This window comes from Marinobacter sp. NP-4(2019) (assembly GCF_003994855.1).
GTDB lineage: Bacteria > Pseudomonadota > Gammaproteobacteria > Pseudomonadales > Oleiphilaceae > Marinobacter.
Genome location: NZ_CP034142.1, coordinates 2,973,736 through 2,988,500 on the forward strand (window position 1 = coordinate 2,973,736; position 14,765 = coordinate 2,988,500).

12 protein-coding genes are annotated in these 14,765 nt (G+C 54.9%); 2 read left to right on the top strand and 10 right to left on the bottom strand.

The window, feature by feature from the left end:
• Window positions 1–40 precede the first annotated feature (40 nt).
• The 8 genes from EHN06_RS13565 to EHN06_RS13600 are packed head-to-tail and all read right to left on the bottom strand — an operon-like array spanning window position 41 to window position 9,001.
• Window positions 41–2,125: a motility associated factor glycosyltransferase family protein gene (locus EHN06_RS13565; RefSeq protein WP_127333076.1), complete on the bottom strand. Its 2,085-nt coding sequence runs from the start codon at window positions 2,123–2,125 to the stop codon at window positions 41–43.
• A 59-nt stretch (window positions 2,126–2,184) separates the two neighbouring features.
• Window positions 2,185–2,898, bottom strand: coding sequence for a cytidylyltransferase domain-containing protein (locus EHN06_RS13570; RefSeq protein ID WP_127333077.1), 714 nt, complete (start codon window positions 2,896–2,898; stop codon window positions 2,185–2,187).
• Window positions 2,885–3,946, bottom strand: a complete 1,062-nt coding sequence (locus tag EHN06_RS13575; protein WP_127333078.1) for a nucleotidyltransferase family protein — start codon at window positions 3,944–3,946, stop codon at window positions 2,885–2,887. The genes EHN06_RS13570 and EHN06_RS13575 overlap by 14 nt, the downstream gene beginning before the upstream one ends.
• A complete protein-coding gene (locus EHN06_RS13580) occupies window positions 3,943–4,623 on the bottom strand; it encodes an acetyltransferase (RefSeq protein ID WP_127333079.1) in 681 nt (226 codons plus the stop codon). The genes EHN06_RS13575 and EHN06_RS13580 overlap by 4 nt, the downstream gene beginning before the upstream one ends.
• Entirely contained in the window at window positions 4,620–5,693 is a 1,074-nt protein-coding gene (neuB, locus tag EHN06_RS13585) for an N-acetylneuraminate synthase (protein ID WP_127333080.1), read from the bottom strand. The genes EHN06_RS13580 and neuB overlap by 4 nt, the downstream gene beginning before the upstream one ends.
• A 7-nt stretch (window positions 5,694–5,700) precedes the next feature.
• Window positions 5,701–6,852: a UDP-N-acetylglucosamine 2-epimerase gene (gene neuC / locus EHN06_RS13590; RefSeq protein WP_206075662.1), complete on the bottom strand. Its 1,152-nt coding sequence runs from the start codon at window positions 6,850–6,852 to the stop codon at window positions 5,701–5,703.
• Window positions 6,852–8,015, bottom strand: a complete 1,164-nt coding sequence (locus EHN06_RS13595; RefSeq protein WP_127333082.1) for a LegC family aminotransferase — start codon at window positions 8,013–8,015, stop codon at window positions 6,852–6,854. The genes neuC and EHN06_RS13595 overlap by 1 nt, the downstream gene beginning before the upstream one ends.
• Window positions 8,012–9,001 carry an NAD-dependent 4,6-dehydratase LegB gene (locus EHN06_RS13600; protein ID WP_127333083.1) on the bottom strand — a complete coding sequence of 330 codons (990 nt, stop codon included), beginning with the start codon at window positions 8,999–9,001 and terminating at the stop codon, window positions 8,012–8,014. Before EHN06_RS13600 ends, EHN06_RS13595 begins: the two co-directional genes overlap by 4 nt.
• Window positions 9,002–9,294: 293 nt before the next feature.
• Here EHN06_RS13600 and EHN06_RS13605 point away from each other — a divergent pair, with 293 nt between their 5' ends.
• Both EHN06_RS13605 and EHN06_RS13610 read left to right on the top strand, forming a co-directional pair.
• Window positions 9,295–10,458 (top strand): flagellin, encoded by a 1,164-nt coding sequence (locus EHN06_RS13605; RefSeq protein WP_127333084.1) that lies wholly within the window; start codon window positions 9,295–9,297, stop codon window positions 10,456–10,458.
• A 41-nt stretch (window positions 10,459–10,499) separates the two neighbouring features.
• Entirely contained in the window at window positions 10,500–12,500 is a 2,001-nt protein-coding gene (locus tag EHN06_RS13610) for a tetratricopeptide repeat protein (RefSeq protein ID WP_127333085.1), read from the top strand.
• A gap of 174 nt (window positions 12,501–12,674) precedes the next feature.
• On the opposite strand, the gene EHN06_RS13615 is transcribed toward EHN06_RS13610, so the two are convergent.
• Together EHN06_RS13615 and sbcB are read right to left on the bottom strand one after the other, a co-directional pair.
• Window positions 12,675–13,103: an endonuclease domain-containing protein gene (locus tag EHN06_RS13615; protein WP_127333086.1), complete on the bottom strand. Its 429-nt coding sequence runs from the start codon at window positions 13,101–13,103 to the stop codon at window positions 12,675–12,677.
• 205 nt (window positions 13,104–13,308) lie between these two features.
• Window positions 13,309–14,757, bottom strand: coding sequence for an exodeoxyribonuclease I (gene sbcB / locus EHN06_RS13620; RefSeq protein WP_127333087.1), 1,449 nt, complete (start codon window positions 14,755–14,757; stop codon window positions 13,309–13,311).
• Between the last annotated feature and the right edge of the window lie 8 nt (window positions 14,758–14,765).

The window sequence follows — 14,765 nt, forward strand, 5'->3', positions numbered from 1 at the left end:
TTTAGAAATTAGTTTGTAAAAGATTGTAATGAGTGTCAGTTCATTGCCCTTCATACGCGAACGACCTGAATAGTCTGCTGTCTTCCTCCCTTGGCAGGCGCACCAAAACCTTTTCATTGTACTCACGGGGGATCTCGGCAAAAAACTCCAGCGAAGTCTTTCGCCAAGTATGGAAGAATGTCTCGAGCTCGTCATCCTCGCACGCCAGGCCGTGAGCCAGAAGAAGGTAGATAAATTGCAATGTAGACCCCCACATCAACTGGAAAGCCATCAATCGCACACCGCCATTCTCAGACATCCCTCTTTTACGAGATACATCACGAAGCTCCACACGCATCGCATTGGCCAGTCGAACACCGTCCACCCGGCGGGATAAAGGTGATTTTTTGATTAGCGATTCGAAGCGGGCACATCGCTGCTTTAGCTCCCTTCCAAGCTCAGAAGGGCGCTCGTCAATCAGCTTTTGGCTTACGTGATCGGCCTCTTTCCTGAGCGCCTCCTGAAAAGCCGTCAGCTCCCCGGAATTGCCACACAATCTCTGAACAAGATCCGGAAAGGCTTCTGGTGACACCCAATCAGCACCTTCAATCCTGGCACCGTCAGAAAGGTTATAGAACGCAGGGGGACTGGCACGCCTGTTATGGGCACGGATCAAGTCCTCGGCTTTGATTTTGGCAGATAGGTAGTCCCCTCTCGTGAGTATTGTTCCACCATCCACCGACTCTACTTCGAGAACCTCCGATTTACGCCCACCGACAGTCGCCTGGAACCGTTGCACAAAGTCGGAGTTATCTAGCGCTCCATAAACGGAGTGTTCCGAGTGGTCACTGCTTTCCGACAAAAAGCCGTAATCGGAGCCGGCAAGAAAAATATTCCGGAAGCCCAGATTGGTGGCCAGACTGAGAGCGGCATTGGTGCAGGTAGGGGAAGCCCCGGCAAAGGCCTCGCTATGCCCCAAGAAGTGATAGTCATTCGTTTCCGCGCTGTGAAACAGAAAGACTTCCGAAAACAGATCAGTCACCAGGGGATTAACCGTGGATTTGGCAAACAGGACGATATTATTGTCCGGGCTCAGACCGGAGTTACTGATGATGTCGTAAATGACGAAGTCCGAATCCAGCTCAACATGAAAATCAGGCTCGATGCCATTCCGCAACAAAGCACGAAGACCAGTACCTGCACTCATCAGAACAATGCTGCGTCTGTGCGCTTTTATAGATTCGATTCGGTTGTCCAGCGAGGGCCCGCTACCCACAATGACAATCGGTCGCTCAACGGCCTGACATTGCCGCGGGAAGATTATTGGCGGGTGTCTCTCAAGGTTATGAAGCTGCTGATTCAGGTGATCAACCTGTCGATCGAGGTTGTCCCAGTTGGCATTAATCACCGGCAAACGATCCCGCACACCCTCAAATATCTTTATAAGGCGCTCATCAGAACGATGGCTCAGGAAGACGGTGAAATCCGGATGAAAAGGAATGGATTTCTTCATTTCATTTTCGAGCATCCGGACATGCTCGTCTGAATTATAGTTGGATGAGATGACGAACGATAAGCTGTACCCTTTCTTCTCAAACCTCGCCCAAACAGCCTGCCAGTCCACAACAAACATACTAAGCGCGAAAAATTCCGGATCCGGCTCATAAATAATGGCGTTAACAATATCGATGGACCTTGTTATTTCATCAATATGAAGCCCCAACCCCACACCGAGAAACACAACCGATGGTACGAACTCGTCAAAAATGTAGCCCGCAAAGGGGCGCGCGGAGACCGGAGATTCGCTGGCGCATTGATAAATAAGGTCCAAAGCGAACCGCTGATAGGGGAGTTTTGTCGCTGTTCTGAGCCTGAAATTTTTTATCCGCTTTCTCTCCGAGAACATACGGATAAAATCCCTGGCCTCCTTGCCAGCAGTATCGACTGCTCCGTTGGGATACAGGGACGCCCCGCCTTCCAAGACATCAACATCCTTCGATCCCGGCGTAATGGACAGCTCAAGCCGCGACAACTGCAAATCCAGAAAGTGATCGTAGATACCTTTGTAATAGGTATTGAAAAACTGAAGATTTTTTATCTTGCGGGCTATGAAATCTTCTTCAGTCAGTTTTGAAAAGTCCAGCATGGCTCATCTCTTTTATTGGCACTTCAAAATTTCAGGTGATGATCACCAAAAGTCTCCCCTTACTTCCGGCTATTTTCAGTCCTCTTTTCCAGCATCAGGCGACTGAGTTCGAAGTCCAACTCTTCGTCGACATCAATCGAGCGCTCCCGAGGCATAACGCACGCCAGCAGTGAATCGGAAAACAGCGAACCGTGTTCCTTTACTGTACTCATCCCCGCAACATACACAGCCCCATTAAGACGATAGTCAGCGGGATATTCTTGAGACCGCCTGGGAGTTTTCAGGTCCAGTCCATGCAATCTCCCATCAGAGTCCACCTGTCCACACCACGCCAGAGGATGGTCAACCTTGCAAACTGAAACCACAGATTCCCCACCTCCACGCCTGAAGATCTCAACGGCATTCCTGATATCTTCGCTCTGCCTTAGCGGGGAGGTGGGTTGAAGCAGGATAATTGTATCCGGATGGTATCCAGCCCGTTCTTCACGGGCAATAACGTCACGTACCACATCAATTGTTGCAGCTGAGTCAGTGGCCAGGTCTGGGTGGCGCTTAACACCGATAACGGTGTCCGGATAATGCGGCAACAGTTTCAGGATTTCCGGATCATCGGACGTAACTACGATCCTTGTCGATATATTGGCCTCAAGAGCTGCCTCAATCGTCCAGCAAATCATCGGTTTTCCTGCCAGGGGCAAAACATTTTTACGAGGCAGCCGACGACTCCCTGCCCTGGCAGGGATAATGACCAGGTTGCGATCACGAACCGTCATTCAACAAACCCTGAACCTCATCCTGCGCTTTCTGAAAGTCGTTCATCTGACCTACGTCGAGCCAGTACTCGTGAAGCGGAAACATGGCTACCTTCCGGCCTTTTCCAATAATGCCCTCCAGCACTGTCGGCATGTCTACCCTGGTTCCCGGCTTAACGCTCTTTACCAGCTCGGGAGACAAGACATACATTCCCGCATTGATAAAACACTTATGGGCCGGCTTTTCGACCATGCTCCGGACATGAGTGCCCTCACTCTGAACGACGCCGTAAGGGATCTGGTACTCAAACTCGCGCACACACATCGTGGCCGCGCAATTCTGTTCCTGATGAAAGTCCAGCAAGCCCACATAATTGGGTGTGGTCAGCAGATCTCCGTTCATCATGATCAGCGGCAGGTCTATCTCATCATGAGGAAGCAGTCCAAGTGCTCCGCCGGTCCCCAGCGGCTCTTCCTCATGGATATAGCGGATAGTGACCCCCCAATGGCTGCCATCTCCAAAATAGTCCCTGATCATCTGGGGCAGATAGTGGGTTGAGATAAAAAAGCGGTGAAAGCCAGCATCGATAAAGCTTTCAAGGATGAGTTCCAGTATCGGTTTGTCCCCCACCTTCAACATGGGTTTTGGGCAGGTGTTGGTTAATGGCCTCAACCGTGTGCCGAACCCCCCAGCCATCAGGAAAACCGGATTATCAAGCATTCGCTTGTCCAACAACGAATGCAGAGTCTCCAGGCCAACAACTCGCCCTTCGTCATCCACCATAGGCAGCTGCAAAAGTTCGGCATTCTCCATAACCGACAGAATACGCTGGTGACTCCAGCCCTTCCGGCCTGTCCGAGGTCTGGAACACATCACGTCAGCAACTGGCTGGTCCATCGGCACATGCCTGATCAGGGCCCGGCGAAGGTCTCCATCTGTCAGCGTTCCCAAAAGCCTGCCGTCGCTATCAACAATAAGGGCGATACGTAAAGCTCCCTTATCCAGAACCTCGATTGCATCGGCTAACGGTGTCTCTGGTGAGACCAAAACTGACTGCCATTTCTTCATTCGAGCCCCCGGCGCCTGATATTGGATTGATAGTGTGTAGAAGCCAGCCGGTATGTGCTGTCGGGCTCCGCATCGTGACGCAACGTCACGCCCGCCCCAATAACCGACCTCGCACCGACACTCACCCCTTGAGTTACTGTCGCACCGGCCCCGATGAAGGCACCTTCTCCAATTGTAACGTTCCCGCAAATCGTTGCTCCGGGTGCTACGTGGACATGAGGCCCGACAGTAGATTCATGATCAATGGACGCGCCGGTATTGATAATGGCGTTCTCGTGGATCACGGAACCAACCTGCACAGTCGCTCCTGCCATAATCTGTGCTCCGCTATGAAGCTCCGTGCTCCGGGATACGAATGCCGTTGGGTGAACCCACTCCGGAAAATGAAAACCTTTCGCTTTCATTGCACAGAAAAGGTTTCGCCGGCTGAGTGACTGTGGCAAGAAGCCCACGCCATTGGCCAGGGCCACCTCATTAACGTCGAACTCATCAACTATGTCGTCTGCTCCCAGCACTGACAAACCCTGCCACTTAGCAGTTTGAGAGGATGCGAGAACCGGGTCGCAAACTCCCAGTATCGGAACCCGGCACTCCGTCAGTAAATCAATCAGAACCCGCGCATGCCCACCAGCGCCCAACACGATGACCGGCAGAGACTCGCCGTCAACGCGGGTCATAATGTCTCTCCCGCTTTATAATCCCGCTGCGCCTTCTGCCCGATCTGATCCCAGTAGTGCATTGCTGAGAGGCCGCCACCTGCGCGCCCCGTTGTCACGTTCTGCCCGGTAAACACCTCTCCTTCACGCACATCCTGGGCGGTCACAAGACTTTGCCGCGCGGCACGACGGGTATCCCATTCACTGGGCTGAGGCCCTTTGTAACCGTCCCCGAACGCTAGTTCCAGGGAGCGGATATCTCTCACCAGCGCAGTCAGCTCATCCGGCTCCAGCGAGGCCTTATGATCTGGCCCGGGAAGACTGCGATCAAGGGTGAAATGCTTTTCGATTATCCGTGCTCCACGTGCCACTGCTGCCAAAGCAACCAGGTTTCCCTGAGTATGGTCGGAGTAGCCCACTGGCAGATGAAATGCCTTGCTCAAGGTGTCCATCGCCAAAAGGTTCACTTCGTTCAGAGGAGTGGGATACTGCGAAGTACAATGCAGCAAACTGACCCGCTCCTGTAATCTGGTCCGGGCCATGCCATCACTCCAGCACCGCCAGACTGCATGCAAGGAATCAGGTTCCTCGGCCTCATGCATACCATGACAAAGCACAGCCAACGCTTGCTCTACATCAGAGAGACTCGCCATGCCGGTGGAAACAACGAGTGGTTTTCCAGTGCGGGCGAAATCCCAAAGCAGAGGGCCGTTGGTGAGCTCACCCGAAGGAATCTTGTACAACGGGAGGTTGAGGGTTTCCAGGAAGGCGAGACTCTCTCTATCGAACGCCGTGGATAGAAACTGAATACCTTTTTGCCGGGCATGCTGCTGCAAGGGCTCATGCCATTCAGGCGGCAACTCAAGTGCCCGCAGCATTTCCAACTGGCTTTGGTGGGCATCGGTTGTGCGCTGTTGGTATGCCGCCTTCGGCGCCGTGGAGGATGCCAGTCGCTTGGCACTGAACGTCTGGAATTTTACCGCGTCAGCCCCGGAAGCTGCAGCAACATCTATCAGGGCCATCGCCCGATCCAGATCACCGTTATGGTTAACGCCCGCCTCGGCAATGATATAGATGTTGGATTTGCCCATGGGATGACTACCTGATGTCATGAAAGTGCTTATTTCTCAATAACGGCTGTGAAGCCAGAATCTTTACTATCTTGCCAGCGGCATTACCTGCCCCGTATGGATTACTGACATTCGCGCAATATTCACTGAAGGAAGGAAGCAGAGCGTGTTCGATTGCCTTTCGAATACTCACTTCTTCGGCATCACAGTGCACTACGGAATCGGCAGCAAGACGCCCCGCCTGGCGCTGCCCGATGTTGACTGTAGGAACTCCGAGACCAGGCACTTCGATCAGACCGCTTGACGAATTACCAATAACAGCATCAGCTTCCGCTACCGCCGACAAATAACGGCGGAATCCCAATGACCTGATTGCCAACACCCTGTGAGGTTGCCGTTCGGCGAATGATTCCAATAGCGAAATTAAAGATTCACTGCCGTTATCCGCATTGGGATAGGTCAGAATAATATTGTGATCCGTAAAGCCGTCTAATGCGTCAAGCAATGCCCGGAAGCTTTCTTCCGGAGGCTCCATAGCTGCTGTCACCGGGTGATAGGTCACCAGGAAAAAAGGCCTGTCCAGGGCGAAGCCAAGGCTCTCGGAGAGCTCGTCCCGGGTGTACCTTGGCGTGCGCATCACATGATCAAGACCAACTGCACCCACATTAAAAACCGTTTCCGGACTTTCGCCCAGTTGAATGACGCGGCGCCGATAGTCTTCGGCCGCGACAAAATGCAGGGTCGACATCTTGGTGATGGCATGACGGATAGCGTCGTCGTATGCGCCTTCAGTAAGCTCTCCGCCGTGAAGATGGGCAATAGGAATGCCCATTACCAGTGCAGTCTGAGCCGCGGCCAAGGCCTCAAAACGATCGCCCAGAATCACCAGGACGTCGGGTGCCAGCCGTTCCAAAGCGTCCGCCATACCAATAGTCCCCAACCCGATCGACTTGGCGACACCAACACCGGTATTCGAGGACAACAACAAATCAATCTTCGCATCAATCTTGAAGCCATCCTCTTCAATACACCTCCATGTGTCTCCAAACCGGGGAGACAGGTGCATTGCGCCAACGATAACGTTCAATTCCAGGGACGCCGAAGCTTCAATTTCCTTCATAAGCCAGTACAGCAAACCGTATTCGGCACGACTTCCGGTAAACACCGCAATGCGTCGCATCAGTCAGGTCCTCCCGCCTTAACACCGCTCGGTAGGTTAACGAGCCGCTCTTCCAGCCACTGCGCATTGCTCAGATCACCCGCAGGCGCATTTCTATACATGGGCAGTCGATTCATAAGTTGCCAGACTGGCCGGGTCATCACACCCCGATCGTTCGTCAGTTTCAGCAGCGCATCACGCTCTGAACGGTCACTGCATAAAACGGCGTTCAGCCAATAGTTGCTTCGACAGTCTTTGGGTTCACTGATGAAATCGAGGCTGCTGTGTCTGAAACAATTGGAATAAGCTTCGGCGAGACGTCGCTTTTCCCGAATAAAATCTTCAAGCAGCTCCAATTGGGCGCAACCAAGTGCCGCATTCAGGTTAGGCATGCGGTAGTTGTAGCCAATCTCATCGTGAACGTACTCGTAGGCATGAGGTTGCTTCGCTGTAGTGGTGAGGTGTTTTGCACGCTCTGCAAGCACCTGTCCGGACAGAATCATTCCCCCGCCCCCGGTTGTCATGATCTTGTTGCCGTTGAAGCTGAGCGTACCAATGTCGCCGATGGTGCCCGTGTGTCGCCCCTTATAAAAACTCCCCAATGACTCCGCTGCGTCCTCGACTAAAGCCAGCCCCCATTGCCGGCATACGCGCACCAAGCCATCAATATCCGCAGGATGGCCAAACGTATGCATTGGCAGGCAGGCTCGGATGACTTTTCCACTAACCCGCTCACGACAGACACCCTCGGCATCCCTGATAGCATGTTCCTCAAGCCAACGCTCGACCGCTTGCGGCGACAGACCCAGCGTCTCCCGATCCACATCAAGAAAGATCGGGGTTGCGCCGCAATAAGCAATCGCATTGCACGTTGCAACAAAGGTCAGCGGTTGGGTAATCACGTAGCTATCAGGCGCCACGCCAACCAGACGCAACGCAACGTGCAGGGCCGCCGTGCCATTTACGGTTGCGACCGCCCTCGGGCTGGAGGTGTATGTCGCCACTTCCGATTCAAGTCGATCAACAAATCCGCCTACACTCGAAACAAAGGTCGAATCGATGGCCTCTGTGACATAAGCCTTTTCATTTCCACGAAAAACCGGTGCGTGCAGGGGAATGAATTCATTTGTGCTGTAATGATCCCGCACAAACTCGATTAACTGATCACAGGCGGAAGAAATCATACGTTGTAGATATCAGCTTTATATCGGGCAAGATTATCCGCCCGGGTAAACCAGTCAATGGTTTTGGTCAGGCCGCGACGAAGATCATGGCGTGGCGCGAAACCGGTGAGCTCCCGGATCAACGTGTTATCGCCCCATAAGCGAAACACTTCCGACTTCCCGGGGCGCATACGCTCCTCATCGGTTATAAAGGATACCTCGCTGTTCATGATGTCACGGATCATGTTCAGGGTATCACCGACGGAAATCTCATTATTCGAGGCAATATTCACGGTCTCTCCTATTGCCGTCTCGCACCGGGCCAATGCCAGAAACCCCTCACAGGTATCTTCAACATAGTTGAAGTCACGTGTTGGCGTTGTGTCCCCCAGCTTTATTTCACGTTGTCCTGCAGCTATCTGACTGATGATCGTAGGAATCACGGCGCGTGCGGATTGTCGCGGACCATAAGTATTAAAGGGGCGGGCAATCGTAAGCGGAAGATTGAAAGCATTGTAGAAGCTCATCGCCATAGCATCGGCGGCAATCTTCGAAGCACTGTAAGGCGACTGCGCCTGGAGCGGATGGTTTTCGTCAATCGGCACATACCGGGCAGTGCCATAAACCTCACTGGTGGAAGTATGAATGATCCGCTCGACGCCATTTTCAAGCGCCGCCTGGCAGATGTTTAATGTACCTTTTACGTTGGTATCCACATAACTGTCGGGGGCCAGATAGGAGTATGGGATAGCAATCAATGCGGCAAGGTGAAAAACCGTATGAACGCCTTTGGTCACATGCTTACAAAAATGCGGATCACGAATGTCTCCGCACCGGACATCAACCTGACCAAGCGAAGGAATATCCTCCAGCCACCCCCAGCTATTAAAGGAATTATATTGCGCCAAGGCCCGCACTTCGTATCCTTCACGCAGCAGAAGTTCAGTCAGGTGAGACCCAATAAAGCCATCGGCGCCAGTTACCAACATTAACGATTTACCAGCCATAGCAACCACTACTCAAACAGTTATTTTCACTGAAGGTTACCACAAAACCGTGGGCACCCACCGACTCCCGGTGGCTCCTGCTGACTACCGATAGTGAACGGTTTACACGTCAAAAAAGCGGCAATCGACTGCCTATATCTGATGCCATCCAAATCGACAAGCATCTTCGAACTTAGAATTCTCACATACAAATCAATACCTTAAAAACACAAACAGCGATTGGCATGATGTTCGCTTTACTTTTGAAAACGGCAACAACGCGATAATCGAGCCGGCAAGACAGGAGAATACCCATGCCTCAGATCATCAACACGAATATTGCCTCACTTAACGCCCAGCGAAACCTGAATGCGTCACAGTCTGATGCGAACACAGCGCTTCAAAGACTGTCTTCCGGCCTGAGGATCAATTCCGCAAAAGACGATGCCGCTGGACTCGCCATTTCTGAAAGATTTGAATCGCAGATCACCGGTCTTAATATGGCGCAGCGCAATGCCAACGACGGTATTTCTCTCGCTCAAACCACCGAAGGCGCGCTCGACGAGATCACCAACAACCTGCAGAGAATTCGTGAGTTGGCCGTTCAGGCAGCTAACGCTTCGAACAGCCCCTCCGACAGAGCAGCACTGAACGCAGAAGTTCAACAGCGTGTGGAAGAGATCAATCGAATTTCTGGCCAAACTTCCTTCAACAGCCTCAAAGTCCTCGACGGCAGTCTTATAACCCAGACCTTCCAGGTTGGCGCAAATGCCGGCGAAACCATCAGCGTTTCCGGTTTTGATACTCGGGGATCCCAACTCGGCTCCACCATCAATCAGACCACAGACCTGCTCCAGCTCACTGACGGTACCGGGGACACGCTCGAAACCATTTTCAATGAAGGGCGAACCACTGACATTTCTTTCGACATTACCGGGATCGACGGCGCACTCACTAACGTAACGGTGACAGATGCCGGGTCCCTGCAGGACGTCCTGGGTCAAATCAACGCCCAGTCGCCTAACACCGGTGTGAGTGTAAACATGGACCGGACCAACGAAGAGCTGATCCTCTCTTCGCAGTTCGGAGAAGATTTCAGTGTAGCGATAGATCCAGGCGGCACCACCCAGACCGTGGCAGCGACAGCTGCGGCGAATACGGTCAACCTGAACGACACAGATATCTCTACCCAGGATGGTGCTGACCTGGCCATGATCTCCGTCGACTATGTGATCGAGAGCATCAACGGCATCCGTGCCGAACTCGGTGCGGTCCAGAATCGCTTCGAATCCACCATCGCCAACCTAAGCACCACCTCCGAGAACCTGTCAGCCTCCAACAGCCGAATTCGCGACGCCGATTTCGCTGCCGAATCCGCCGAGCTGGCCCGCACCCAGGTGCTACAGCAGGCCGGCCTGTCCGTTCTGGCGCAGGCCAATGCGCGGCCGCAGCAGGTGTTGCAGTTGCTGCAGGGGTAAACGAGTAAACGGTAACCATAGCAGGTCTTAAGAGGTGTCCCATGCACGCACAGCATCACATTCAGGTATCCGATTCCCGGCAGGCGCATGTTGCCCGGCTGGTACTGCAGGCAAACCTTGCCTACGGTGAATCCAACAGCCCGTCGGGGTCGTTTGTTCAACGGCTGAAGGCGAGGCAGGAGTGCCGGGGCTATCTGACCGAGGCGCTTGAACTGGAGCCGGAGAATGCGAGTGCACTGGGACTGCTGGGCAGGGTAGAGCTGGACGACGGCCAGCTTGAAAAAGCCCACGCGCTGTTCAACGCCAGCCTGAGCCAGCAACCGGACCAGGCGCAGCAGTACACCAATTTGGGTTACTGGGCGATGAAGAGTGAACGCCCGGCCCTGGCGGAGCAGTATTTCCTGCAGGCCCTGGACATCGACCGGCAATCCGCCGCCGCTTTTTGTGGTGTGGCCCACGCCAAACGCCTTCAGGGCCAGTTTGATGTGGCCTACCTGCACTACCGCAAACTGCTGGAAACCGGCGCCCAATGGGATTCCGTTTACAGCGGCATGCTCACCTGCGCCGAACACCTGGACGTACAGAAGGCAGACACCGCCCTGGCGCAGGATGCCATAGCCCTGCTCAGCAGGGACGGCCTGCCCCATCAGGAAATCGGCCGCTTCGTGGGGGCCATCATCCACCAGCAATACGACCTGGATAACCCCCAGGCGCAGGTATTCCTGGACGCCGCCAGCGAAGACGAACTGCTGATCCTGGCCCTGGAAAAAACCCTGATGCCAAATCCCGCCGTGGAAGAGCTGGTCACCCTGCTCCGCCGCGCAATTACCGCCGAAGTAGCGCAAACCGTTCAACTGCGGGACGAACTCCAGCCGCTGACCCTGGCGATTGCCCGCTACGTGGACCGCACCGGCTATGCTCTTGCAGCGGAAGAAGACGAAGATCGCCTGATCAGCGCCATCAACGACAGCATCAGCGCGCAGTTGGTGATGGGCGAACCTCAGGATGCCATGATGGCCTCACTGATGCTTAGCGCCATGTACGGCGCCCTGTTCCACCAGGAGTTTGCGGTACACCTGGGCCAATGGAACCTGGTGGATTGGCCGCTGGCCCTGCAGCCGGTGCTGGCCGCCAGCTACTATGATCGCGCCACGGAAGAAGCCATCAAACAGAATTTCGATGAGAAAGCCGAAGAGCTGTGCCTGGCCAAAGCCGACGTGCCCCAGGCCTGGCCCAGTTGGTCCACACTGGCCTACCGCTCCAAAAGCAGCCTGAAAACGCTGATGGCGGAAGACCTGAAGCTGCCGGTGGACCACCTATCCGCCACCATGCGCATCATGGTCTGCGGCGCCCAGTCCGGCCAGCGCGCCATGGAACTGGCCCACTACCTGGACGATGTGGAAGTCATCGCCATGGACGAATCCCTGGCCAACATCGCCAAGGCCACCCGCATGGCCGACGACATGGGCATCAACAACATCGTCTTCTGGCCCTGGTCCATCGCCCAGCGCTTCGTGGCCGATGGCCACAAAGTACACTGGGTGGAAGTCGGCCGCCTGCCCTCCTCCGCATTGACTGTCGTCTCTCTGGCCGCGCTGGTCAGCTCCGCGACAGAGAATGGCGCGGTGCTACACATGCACACCGCCGTGGAAGAACAGAGCGAAGGCGACCGCCACATCCGCAACCTGATCAGCCACCACAAACTGGCACCCACCCGCACCACCCTGCGCCAGCTCCGCCGCCTGGTGCTGACCAACAAACAGGACGCCATCTGGCAATCCCTGCTGAAGGAAGACGACTTCTACTCCCTGGGCGGCTGCCGCGACCGCTGGTTCCAGCCCCAGGATGTGCACCAGCTCAAGGAACTGATGGGCATGGTGAGCAACGAAGTAGAGTGGAAACTGGTCAAAGCCAGGGATACGGACGGGCACACTCTTGCGACCGGACCGGTGCAGCAGCAGATTCAGGCTGAGGCGCTGGGGAGTGAGGTGCAGAGTTTGATGGGGCAGGGTTTGAGTGTTTATTTTGTGAAGCGGCGGTGATGATAGCCAATGATTTGGCTATCCCCCTCTCCGATACGTCGGACCGCCCTGGCCCCTCTCCCGCAAGGGGAGAGGGGAATGTACGTCGACACGATTGGGTGTCACTCGCGTAACTTTCCCCATGAGCTCCCCTCTCCCCTTGCGGGAGAGGGGCCGGGGGAGAGGGGGCAACCTCTAACGCCCCCACGCCTCATCTTCCTCTTCCTTGAGCCAATCTTCTGCCAGAGCAGATTCCGCAGCTTCCAGAACCTCTTCGGGGCAAACACTTCCATCACGCTCTGTCACCGTGTCGTATATCACTGACAAGACCACCTCTATCTGCTGCAAAATTTCGTGATTCCAAAACCTGAGAACCTTGTAGCCCTGCGACTGCATCCAATCGTCACGCTTTCTGTCGCTCTCCGAATCATTGTGTTGCCCACCATCAGCTTCGACGACTACCCGCGAACCGAAGTGCACAAAATCCACGATGTAAGGCCCGAGGGGCTGTTGGCGCCTGAAGCGTATTCCATTGAGCCGGTAGGCTCTGAGGTGGTACCAGAGGTGGTTTTCCGCCTGCGTCATGTTGCGGCGGAGGTGTTTGGCGAAGGTCCTTTGTTTCATGAGTCTTCCCTGGTTTGTAGAGGGCTTCTTGCCCTTCCTCTTGTCTTCCCCCTCTCCCCAACCCCTCTCCCGCCAGGGGAGAGGGGCTTTAACGGTGCCACCCGCTTATTCCTGACCCATAAGCTCCCCTCCCCCCTGGCGGGGGAGGGGTCGGGGGAGAGGGGGCGTTTCAAAAGCGGCAGCTCCCCCAGAGCTGCCATCCTTATCAAACATAAGGAATCAACGACTCCCCATACAAATGCAAATCCTCCAGAATCTGCTGCTTCTTCGGCGTCAAATCCGGATCTGCCGCCAAGCGCTGCAATTCCTGCCCATAAGCCTCCAGCGACCGCCAGCCCTTCTTGGGCTGCATCAACCTCTGGCTGCGAAACATCTCCCAACGCTCCATTTCCTCGCCGATCAGAGTGCTGGGGTAGTTCCTCGCACGGTAGCGGAACAGCATTTCCTGAAGCCGCTCGTCTTCAAAGCGAACATCCAGTTCACCCAGATTCTCCACCGGCTGCTCCAGCACCCAGTTCAGTTTCTCGCGGTCGGTTTTGCTGATAAAACCACCGGCATAAAGCTGTTCATCCGGGTCGGTCAGGTCACTGCCGTTGAAATCCTGGTTGAAGGCGTCGGCAATGCGGGCAGGAAGATCCGGTGCCTGGCGCAGCAGAGCCAGGTTGGCCCTTAGCTGCTCACCATCCAGCGCCAGCTCTTCCAGGCGTTCCGGCGAGAGCGTGGAGAGCATATTGGCGGGCGCCAGCACCGGGCATTTGTTCAGTTGAACACCCTTCAGCGCAAACCGACTTTTGCCCTCCCCCAATTCCGCCTGGGAGGTAAACACCCGCTCACGAATCTGATCAGCGGTGGCGTTGATCAGCTCGCTGGGATCTTCCCGCAGGTCATAAACAATCACCAGATTCTTGTTGGTGGGGTGTTCCGCCACCGGGGCCACCATGGCGCAGCAGCCTCGTGAGGCGGGATACTTGGCGGAGATGTGGAACACCGGCTTCATGGACGCAGTATCCAGCATTGCCCGGGCGGAGTGCTTGTCCTTGTTGTTCAACACGAAATCGAACAATTTGGGCTGTTTTTCCTTGATCAGCTTCGCCACCGCAATGGTCGCTTCCACATCCGACATGGCATCATGAGCTGCTTCGTGGCTAATGCCGTTGGCGACTGTCAACTCTTCCAGGCGGAAACTCGGACTGCCGTCTTCCTTGCGGGGCCAGTTGATGCCCTCCGGGCGCAAGGCATAGGTCAGCCGCACCATGTCGATGATGTCCCAGCGGGAATTGCCGTTCTGCCACTCCCGGGCATAGGGGTCGCGCAGGTTGCGGTACAGGGTGTTTCGGGTCACCTCATCGTCAAAACGCAGGCTGTTATAGCCCACCACGCAGGTGCCCGGCTGGCTGAAGGCCTCGTTGATCTGCGCGATGAATTCCGCTTCCGGGTACCCCTCCTCCATCGCCTTCTGGGGCGTGATGCCGGTAATCAGGCAGGCCTCGGGTGAAGGCAGGTAATCGTCCGTCGGCTTGCAGTAGATCACCAGCGGGTCTTCGATAATGTTCAAATCGGTGTCCGTACGCACACCGGCAAACTGCGAGGGTCGGTCATGGACTGGGTCCACGCCAAAGGTTTCATAGTCATGCCAGTAGAAAGAACGGATCACCGAAAGGA

Coding starts and splice junctions, on each gene's coding strand:
- EHN06_RS13570 (WP_127333077.1), bottom strand. CDS start 2,898: ATGACGGTTCGTGATCGCAACCTGGTCATTATCCCTGCCAGGGCAGGG.
- EHN06_RS13580 (WP_127333079.1), bottom strand. CDS start 4,623: ATGACCCGCGTTGACGGCGAGTCTCTGCCGGTCATCGTGTTGGGCGCT.
- EHN06_RS13615 (WP_127333086.1), bottom strand. CDS start 13,103: ATGAAACAAAGGACCTTCGCCAAACACCTCCGCCGCAACATGACGCAG.
- EHN06_RS13600 (WP_127333083.1), bottom strand. CDS start 9,001: ATGGCTGGTAAATCGTTAATGTTGGTAACTGGCGCCGATGGCTTTATT.
- EHN06_RS13605 (WP_127333084.1), top strand. CDS start 9,295: ATGCCTCAGATCATCAACACGAATATTGCCTCACTTAACGCCCAGCGA.
- neuC (WP_206075662.1), bottom strand. CDS start 6,852: ATGCGACGCATTGCGGTGTTTACCGGAAGTCGTGCCGAATACGGTTTG.
- EHN06_RS13575 (WP_127333078.1), bottom strand. CDS start 3,946: ATGAAGAAATGGCAGTCAGTTTTGGTCTCACCAGAGACACCGTTAGCC.
- neuB (WP_127333080.1), bottom strand. CDS start 5,693: ATGGGCAAATCCAACATCTATATCATTGCCGAGGCGGGCGTTAACCAT.
- EHN06_RS13595 (WP_127333082.1), bottom strand. CDS start 8,015: ATGATTTCTTCCGCCTGTGATCAGTTAATCGAGTTTGTGCGGGATCAT.
- EHN06_RS13565 (WP_127333076.1), bottom strand. CDS start 2,125: ATGCTGGACTTTTCAAAACTGACTGAAGAAGATTTCATAGCCCGCAAG.
- EHN06_RS13610 (WP_127333085.1), top strand. CDS start 10,500: ATGCACGCACAGCATCACATTCAGGTATCCGATTCCCGGCAGGCGCAT.